The sequence below is a fragment of the bacterium genome (genome assembly GCA_030655055.1).
In the GTDB taxonomy this organism is placed as follows: Bacteria; Edwardsbacteria; AC1; order AC1; family EtOH8; genus UBA5202.
On record JAURWH010000012.1, the window covers coordinates 19,117 to 27,568 of the forward strand.

Below are 8,452 nucleotides of genomic sequence, written 5' to 3' on the forward strand. Positions count from 1 at the left end.
ATAGTGTATACCCAGTTCAGCCCCCATGCGTATAGTTTCCCGCCGCCCCGACAAATCTTTCAAACAGCCTCAGCTGCTCCGGCTGTTTTTCCGCCATCCGCTCCGGGTGCCACTGCACCCCCAGCATGAAACCGGAATCCCCGCAGGCCTCGGCCGCCTCTATCACCCCGTCCGGGGCCCAGGCCACCGCTTTGAGTTTGGAGGAAACATCTTTTATCGCCTGGTGATGGACGCTGTTGACCGAGACCGAGGTGGTCCCCAGGATGGAGGCCAGACAGCTTTCGGCCGCGATGCTGACCGCATGCACCGGCAGGTCCGGGGTCTTCTCCCGCTGGTGGTCAAAGTCCGTGCCCTGTTCGTCATTGATGTCCTGGTACAGCGAGCCGCCCAGGGCTACGTTCATGATCTGCAGGCCCCGGCAGATGCCCAGCATCGGAATTTTCCTTTGGGCCGCCAGCTTTATGATGGCCAACTCGAACTCGTCCCTTAAGGGGTTGAAGAATTTTGCCTTGGGATGGTTCTCTGCTCCCAGGTGCTTCCCTTCGATGTCTCCCCCACCGATCAGCAGCAGGCCGTCCACCAGGGCTAAGGCTTCCTGACAGCGGTCAACTATCGCCGGCAGGACGATCGGATAGCCCCCGGCCGCAGTGATGCACCGGACATAGGGCCCGGTCAGGATATGATGGTAGCTGGTCTGGTCCGGGCTGCGCAGGGCGCTTAGCCCGATCACCGGAGATCTGTCTTTTTGGTTCATAACCGATGCCGGAGTTTAGGTTTGCTTTGGGGTTCAACCTGTTATGATATCATAAATATACCCGGTTGTGCAATATGAAATCATGATTTCAACTGCCTGATATTTATCAAATCAATTCAGGACATCCTGGCGATGGAGAATAAAAAAGACGCAGTAACTTCTGCGTCTTTTTCCCGGGGGTGATCAAATCTGACCTTTAGGCGGTTACTCTACCAACACCAACCTCTTGGTAAATTGCTCCCGGCCAAGTTGAGCGCGGACAATGTATATTCCGTTGGACATCGCCCCCTGTTTGCCCCAGTTAAGCTGGTAACTTCCGGCCGGTTTCATCCCCTGCTCCAGCACCGCGACCTGCTGACCAAGCAGATTAAAGACTTTGATCGAGACCCGGCCCGGCTCGGCCAGGGTATATCTGATCCTGGCCTGCGAACCCTGTATTTGCACGAAAAAGTCTGTCTTCAAGTCTCCCTGGGGCTCTCCGTTGATCCCGGCCGGTATATTGTAGTCAATTGTGATGTCATTCAATACCGGACCCTGGTAAAGTTCATTGGCCATGGCAGTATATTGATACTGAATATATTTCGACGGCGAAGTTTTACCCGGCAGTCCCGATTTGGCAACCTGGGACCAGGAGCTCCAGCTCCCGTCATCGGGATCGGCTGTGTTCCCGGTTCTTAAAGAAACCTGGGCACTGGCCCCGGCTGGCATTTGCTCGTTCCAGGAACAAGATCCCCATTCTTTGGTATCAACCTCGTTCCCGAAAACCGATGAATAGTAGGTTTCAATTTTGCTTCTATCGCACAAATTGCCTGCATTCTTCGTTGACATGCTCCCGTAACTGCAACTCAGTGATGTCCGATTGCTTGTAGAGAAACCATCTGTGCCGTTAAAGTAAATGAATGAATTAGTTTGTCCAGTGAAGACGATATCCGGGTACTGCCCGCCGCCAGGAGTGCCGTTGTTGGCTACTTTTCCTATCATTACTCCGGTGCAAGCAAATACCGGCAATTCTGTACGATTAGTGGCTTGATATCCGGATGACGACCCCCAATATATATAAGACGAAACATTCCATGTTGTACCGCTTCGCCAGTTCGCAAAGACCACATCCGGCCATTGGTCAAGATTGAGGTCTCCAATTGAAACAGAAATCGCCCCCAGCGTGGGAAGTTCAGTGACCCGCGTTGAAGAAAAATGTCCGGTGGAATCTCCCCAATATATCACCGAATTGCACTCATATTGATAATTGGGGTCCGAACCGTCGCGGTGGTTAGAAAATACAATATCCAGGTAGCCATCTTTATTGAGATCGCATACGGCATTGCCGTAACCGGCCTTGGTCGGTAATGAATCCTTATGGTTATCACTGTATCCGCTTGAATCGCCCCAGAAGATATAAGAGTTTATACAAACATCGTCTATGCCACTGATCGTATTACTGATTACAATGTCCAAATACCCGTCCCTGTTCAGGTCCGATACCGAACAACCCGTGGCACCGTGGGTTTGCAGTTCCGTCCGGTTAGAACTGCTGTACCCAGATGCACCTCCCCAGTAAATATATGAAGGGACATCATGTGCATAATTCTTTCCATAATTGGTGAAAATGATATCTAGGTAGTGATTGCCATCAAGATCGGCAACATAATTGTAATGTGATCCTTGAACAGGCAGGGAATCTGTGTTGGCCTCGGTATAACCCTGGTCGCTACCCCAGTATATCCTGCCATATTGAGATCCTGAACGGTCATAACTGCTAAATACTATATCCCAATATCCGTCATTATTCAGGTCAGCCACACTGTTTCCGGTCGCGCCGTGTGTGTAAAGGGCAGTACGTTGGCTTATTGTATAGCCGGAGTCGGTGCCCCAGTAAATATACGACGGCACATCAAAATCGTCTCCCCATAGAGTATCCTGCATGTTGCTGATGATAATGTCGGGATTTCCGTCCTCATTCAAGTCGTAAATTGCGTCTTGGTGCACTTTCAATATTCCTGAATGTTCTGCTATCACATTGACGTTGAATACGCCGTCGGCAAAATCGGTCTGGGTGGTCTCGACCCACTGCCCGGCGTAAACCGGTTGGGAAAATAAAGCAAGCCCGGCCAGTAATACTAACAAATATTTTGCTGACATGGCGGATCTCCTTGGTTAAGTTTTAGAATTGATTCCTTCACAGTGGCCGCAAGATGTCACAAATTTATTTGCCAACGTATAGTATTGTACACCTAAAATTTTAAATGTCAAGAACAAAATCAATGTTTTTGTCACCGCAACCTGAAGTTTTGGGATTGAAAGTTTGCATTGGTCTTTTGCACGCTAATGATCAACCGGAAGGGATAATTTCCAGGCAACAAAACCTTCATAACCGGGTGAAATCTTCTTGACAACCTGCCGGGATTTTGATATCATTTATATATCCATATAGCTATATAAGCATATCGAGGCGGACCATATGAAGAACTTGGTAAAGGTGTTCAAGGCCCTGAGCGACCAGAACCGGATCCGAATACTGAAGATGCTACAGGAGAAGCCCATGAGCGTCAACGGGTTGACCTCGGTACTGGGCATCTCCCAGCCCTGCGTCTCCCGGCACCTCCACCAGCTGAAGAACGCCGGACTGGTCGAGGACAAGCGGGACGCACTGTGGGTCAACTACCGGCTTTCCTCGGCGGCCGCCAACGAGTACGTCCCGATCCTGCTGAAGCACATCACCCAGTGGGCCAATCAGGACAGCATGGTCAGCGATGACCATAAAAAAATGAAAAAAGCGGACCGCCGAAAGATAAAGAGATTGCGGTGACCGCCGGGCTGCGGACCAGCCCCCGGCGGTAATTTCCCTTGCCCCGTTTCACTTGACATAATGCATTTATTTAAGGTAAAATGATAATCTTACCATAAGATTATTAAACAATTAACAATATCCACAAGGAGACCCTCATGGCCAAGTACAAGATAGCCTGGCTGCCGGGAGACGGCATCGGAATCGAAGTTATGGAAGCCGCCAAGATAGTGCTGGACGCAGTCAAGTTCGACGCCGAATACACCCACGGGGACATCGGCTGGGAATTCTGGTGCAAGGAGGGCGAAGCTTTCCCCCAGCGGACCATAGATCTTTTGGGCAAGGTTGACGCCGCCATGTTCGGAGCCATCACCTCCAAGCCGGTCAAGGCCGCCGAAAAGGAACTCATTCCCGAACTTCAGGGCAAGGGCATGGTCTACCGCTCGCCCATCGTCCGGATGCGCCAGCTGTTCGACCTCTACACCTGCCTTCGGCCCTGCAAGGCTTATCCGGGAAGCCCCATCAATTTTAAGGAGGGGATCGACCTGGTGGTGTTCCGGGAGAATACCGAGGGGCTGTACTCCGGGGTGGAGTTCAACCCGGTGCCCCAGGAACTGCGGGATGTGCTGGCCAAGATCTCCAAGCCATTCTCCGCCTTCAAGGACGTGGCCCTGGACCAGTATGCCATGACCTGCAAGATCAACACCCGCAAAGGCTCGGAGCGGATCGTCCGGGCGGCCTTTGAGTACGCCAAGAAGTACAACCGCAAGAAGGTGACCATCGTCCACAAGGCCAACGTGGTGCGGGCCACCGAGGGCCTGTTCCTGGAGATCGGCAAGGAAGTGGCCAAGGACTACCCCGGCATCCAGTGCGACGACGCCAACGTGGACGCCATCTGCATGTGGCTTTTAAAGAACCCCATGAACTACGAGGTGCTGGTGGCCACCAACCTGTTCGGCGACATCATTTCCGACCTGTGCGCCCAGATGGTGGGCGGCCTGGGCTTCGGCTGCTCGGGGAACATCGGCCAGAAACTGGCGGTGTTTGAACCCACCCACGGCTCGGCCCCCAAGTACGCCGGCATGTACAAGGCCAATCCCATCGCCACCATTCTGGCCGCCAAGATGATGCTGACCTGGCTGGGCGAGACCGAAAAGGCCGACAAGATAGAGAAGGCCACCGCCGCCGTCATCCTGGAAGGCAAGGTCCGGACCTACGACATGGGCGGCTCCGCCAAGACCCTGGAAATGGCCGAGGCCATCGCCGGGAAATTATAATGATCCTGTAGGGGCGATTCACGAATCGCCCCTACAATTGAATTGCCCCGACAGTAAAATCGTAAGGGCAGGTTTTAAACCTGCCCCAACAATAATAAGAATCAACATATGCCTGAAATCTTCATTCACGAAGTAGGCCTGCGGGACGGCCTGCAGATAGAAAAACAGCCGGTTCCCACGGACATCAAGATCAAATGGATCGACGCCCTGATGGGTTCCGGGGTGGACATCATCCAGGTGGGCTCCTTCGTCCATCAGGTGAAGGTGCCCCAGATGGCCGACACCGATGCCCTGTTCCAGCATTACGCCAAGAACGGCAAGCCGAACCCCAAGACCATCCTGTCCGGACTGGTGCTGAACGAAAAAGGTTTCGAGCGCGGGCTGGCCTGCGGGGTGGAGATGTTCTGCATGGGCGTTTCGGCCTCCGAGACCCACAGCCAGAAGAACACCGGGATGAGCCCGGCCAAGGCCATGGAACAGATCCTGTCAATGGCCAAAAAGGCCCAGGACGCCGGCAAAAAGGTCCAGGCCTCGGTCCAGTCGGCCTTCGGCTGCGGCTTCGACGGCCCGATACCGGAGGACAAGGTGCTGGCCATGGTCAAAAAGTATTTGGAGGCCGGGATCAAAAACATCAGCCTGGCCGACACCGCCGGACACGCCAACCCCCAGCAGGTGGAACGGCTGTTTTCAGCCATACGGAAGATGTACCCGAACGTGGAACTGGCCTGCCATTTCCACAACACCTACGGGCTGGGGATGGCCAACTGCTATGCGGCCATGAACGCCGGGGTCAAATACATCGAGACGGCGGTGGGCGGACTGGGCGGCTGCCCCTTCACCAAGGTGGCGGCCGGCAACGTCAGCACCGAGGACTTCGTCCACTCCCTGCAGCGGGCGGAGCTTAGGACCGACATCGACCTGTTCCGTCTGCTGGATGTGGCCCAGGAGGTTTCCCTATTCTTTAACCGCGAACTGCCGGGCGCCGTGCTCAGGTCCGGCTCACTGATAAAACCGAGGCCTAAAAAAATGATGCAGAACATCCGGGTGCTGGACATGACCAACGTCCTGTCCGGGCCCTTTTCCACCATGCACCTGGCCCTTTTAGGGGCCGAGGTGATAAAGATCGAGAACCCCGATGGCGGCGACCTGGCCCGCAAGCTGGGGGCGGTCCCGGCCCTGAACCAGAAGCTGATGGGCACCTCCTTTTTGGCCCAGAACGCCAACAAGAAATCCATCACCCTGAACCTGAAGGCCGAGGAGGCCAAGGAGATCTTCCGCAAACTGCTGAAGACCGCCGACGTGGTGGTGGAGAACTTCCGCCCCGGCGTGATGGACCGGCTGGGCTTCTCCTACGCCGAGATCAAGAAGATCAACCCCAAGATAGTCTACTGCGCCATCTCCGGGTTCGGCCAGGCCGGGCCCGACGCCTTTAAGCCGGCCTACGACCAGATCATCCAGGGCCTGTCCGGGGTGATGGATGTCAACGGCGACGAGCGACTGCACCCCTTGCGGGCCGGCTTCCCGGTCTGCGACACGGTGGGCGGGCTTAACGCCGCCTTCGCCATCATGGCCGCCCTGTATTACCGGGAGAAGACCGGCGAGGGCCAGTTCATAGACATCGCCCTGCTGGATTCCATCATGCCCCTGATGGGCTGGGTGGCGGCCAATCTGCTGATCGGCGGCCAGCAGCCGGTGGCCATGGGCAACGACAACTTCACCGCCGCCCCCTCGGGAACCTTCGTCACCAAGGACGGCTTCGTCAACATCGCGGCCAACCAGCAGAAGCAGTGGGAAGACCTGGCTTTGGCGCTGGGAGTGCCGGAACTGCTGGCCGATCCCCGGTTCCAGGAGCGGGACACCCGCAAAAAGAACCGCAAACTGCTGACCCCCCTGCTGGAGGAAAAGCTGAAGACCCAGACCACCGATCACTGGGTGGAGGCCCTGAACGCCAAGGGCATCCCCACCGGCGACATCTTCAGCCTGGAGAAGGCGCTGGCCGCCGAGCAGGTAGCCTACCGCAAGACCATCGAGACCATCCAGGATAAGGATCTGGGCGAGCTGAAGCTGTTCAACCTGTCGGCCAAGTTCTCGGCCACCCCGGCCAGCATCGACGCCCCGCCCCCGACATTGGGCCAGCACCAGAACGAGATCCTGACCCAGCTGGGCTATACCGCGGAAGAGATCAAGGCCATGAAGGAAAAAGCGGCAATTTAAAATTTTCCGGGGAACGACTGCAAAAGGAGCGAATGAATGAGACAGATACTGATCTACCAAGGCGAAGACGGGTATTGGGTGGTTGAATGCCCCAGTCTGCCCGGATGCATCACCCAGGGCAAAACCAAGGAAGAGGCCATCACCAATGCCCGAGAGGCCATTGACGGCTACATCGCCGCCCTGCTGGAAGACAAGCTGCCCGTACCCGAGGAAAACTTCAACGCCCTGCTGCTGGCTGTATGAGCGTTCTGCCGCGCATCTCGGGCCAGCAGTGTCTGAAGGCCCTTCAGAAGACAGGTTTTTATTTAAAACGGCAGGCCGGCAGCCACATGATCCTGAGAAAAGACGACCCCTTCTGCCAGCTGGTAGTTCCGGACCACAAAGAGCTGGATACCAGGACATTGCGGGCTATTATCCGGCAGTCTGGCTTAAGCGTAGATGAATTTGTGAAATTACTTTAATAATCACCCGCTAAATAGATCAAGGCCATGAAGGACAAAGCGGCAATTTAATTAATGACGGATACGAAGAATATAATGAATGACGGAACTCACGACATACCCGGGACCCAACCAGACCAATCGGTGAACCGGATGACCATCTACTGCGAACCCATCACCCATCTGGGCCGGAAATGGGTCAAGCTGGATATCGGCGATGAGATCCCGGTGGCCGAGATCAAAAAGAGGCTGCCCAGCCTGCACTGGCGGGCCGGATCCCATGAGGGCCTGATGCCCTGGCGGGAGAACTGGCTGGCCTACCTCCAAGCCAAGCTGGACGGTTTGGCCGAGGTCACCGACGCGCCCCAGCCCGGCCGGCGGGCCAGACGGAGCGCTGACGGGCCCCGGACGGACGGACGGAAAAGAAGGCGTTCATCTTCCCAAAGCCCGGCCCTGCCGCCGGAGTACCTGGAACTGCTCCGCCAGCGCAATTACAGCGAGGCCACCATCCGGGTCTATGTGTCTCATTTTAATTTGCTGCTGGCCCATACCGGGCACCGGCCGCCCCAGGAACTGGGTCCGGCGGAGATCAAGGCTTACCTGGAATACCTGAGCGGCGAGAAGGGCGTGTCCGGGAGTTATAGGAACCAGGCCATGAGCGCCATCAAGTTTTACTTTGAGCAGGTGCTGACCCCGGCGCGGGAGATCTAAGATTAGCCACAGAGACTCCCTTCGATACACTCAGGGTAAACTCTGGCTCAGAGGGATTATTATTAATTCTTTCATGTTTTTTATCCGACATTGGGTTAACTGGCTAAACGGCTGTGGAGTTCAAGGCCATGAAGGAATATACTACGCTTTAAACATGATGTATTTGCAGAAGTGAGTTAACTATGAGAAATAGATTTGTCTTTTTTTTATTTTTGACAACGATAGCTTTTTTGACGACAGCTTGTGTTACGCAGAGAATAAACTATGGCCC

8 protein-coding genes and 1 pseudogene are annotated in these 8,452 nt (G+C 55.0%); 7 read left to right on the plus strand and 2 right to left on the minus strand.

What is annotated here, in order from left to right:
• Positions 1-16: 16 nt before the first annotated feature.
• Complete coding sequence (locus tag Q7U71_00550; GenBank protein ID MDO9390249.1) at positions 17-754, minus strand: gamma-glutamyl-gamma-aminobutyrate hydrolase family protein; 738 nt, start codon at positions 752-754, stop codon at positions 17-19.
• A 204-nt stretch (positions 755-958) separates the two neighbouring features.
• A complete protein-coding gene (locus tag Q7U71_00555) occupies positions 959-2,893 on the minus strand; it encodes an FG-GAP-like repeat-containing protein (GenBank protein MDO9390250.1) in 1,935 nt (644 codons plus the stop codon).
• A 319-nt stretch (positions 2,894-3,212) separates the two neighbouring features.
• On the opposite strand from Q7U71_00555, the gene Q7U71_00560 reads away from it, so the two are divergent.
• From Q7U71_00560 to Q7U71_00590, 7 genes and pseudogenes are all read left to right on the plus strand, one after another.
• Complete coding sequence (locus Q7U71_00560) at positions 3,213-3,560, plus strand: metalloregulator ArsR/SmtB family transcription factor (protein ID MDO9390251.1); 348 nt, start codon at positions 3,213-3,215, stop codon at positions 3,558-3,560.
• Positions 3,561-3,697: 137 nt separating this feature from the next.
• A complete protein-coding gene (locus Q7U71_00565; protein ID MDO9390252.1) occupies positions 3,698-4,816 on the plus strand; it encodes an isocitrate/isopropylmalate dehydrogenase family protein in 1,119 nt (372 codons plus the stop codon).
• Between the two features lie 108 nt (positions 4,817-4,924).
• A pseudogene (locus Q7U71_00570) lies at positions 4,925-5,797 on the plus strand (hydroxymethylglutaryl-CoA lyase).
• Positions 5,798-5,845: 48 nt separating this feature from the next.
• Entirely contained in the window at positions 5,846-7,030 is a 1,185-nt protein-coding gene (locus tag Q7U71_00575; protein MDO9390253.1) for a CoA transferase, read from the plus strand.
• A 36-nt stretch (positions 7,031-7,066) separates the two neighbouring features.
• Complete coding sequence (locus Q7U71_00580) at positions 7,067-7,273, plus strand: type II toxin-antitoxin system HicB family antitoxin (GenBank protein MDO9390254.1); 207 nt, start codon at positions 7,067-7,069, stop codon at positions 7,271-7,273.
• Positions 7,270-7,491 carry a type II toxin-antitoxin system HicA family toxin gene (locus Q7U71_00585; GenBank protein MDO9390255.1) on the plus strand — a complete coding sequence of 74 codons (222 nt, stop codon included), beginning with the start codon at positions 7,270-7,272 and terminating at the stop codon, positions 7,489-7,491. Before Q7U71_00580 ends, Q7U71_00585 begins: the two co-directional genes overlap by 4 nt.
• Positions 7,492-7,566: 75 nt before the next feature.
• Entirely contained in the window at positions 7,567-8,181 is a 615-nt protein-coding gene (locus Q7U71_00590) for a site-specific integrase (protein ID MDO9390256.1), read from the plus strand.
• Positions 8,182-8,452 lie beyond the last annotated feature (271 nt).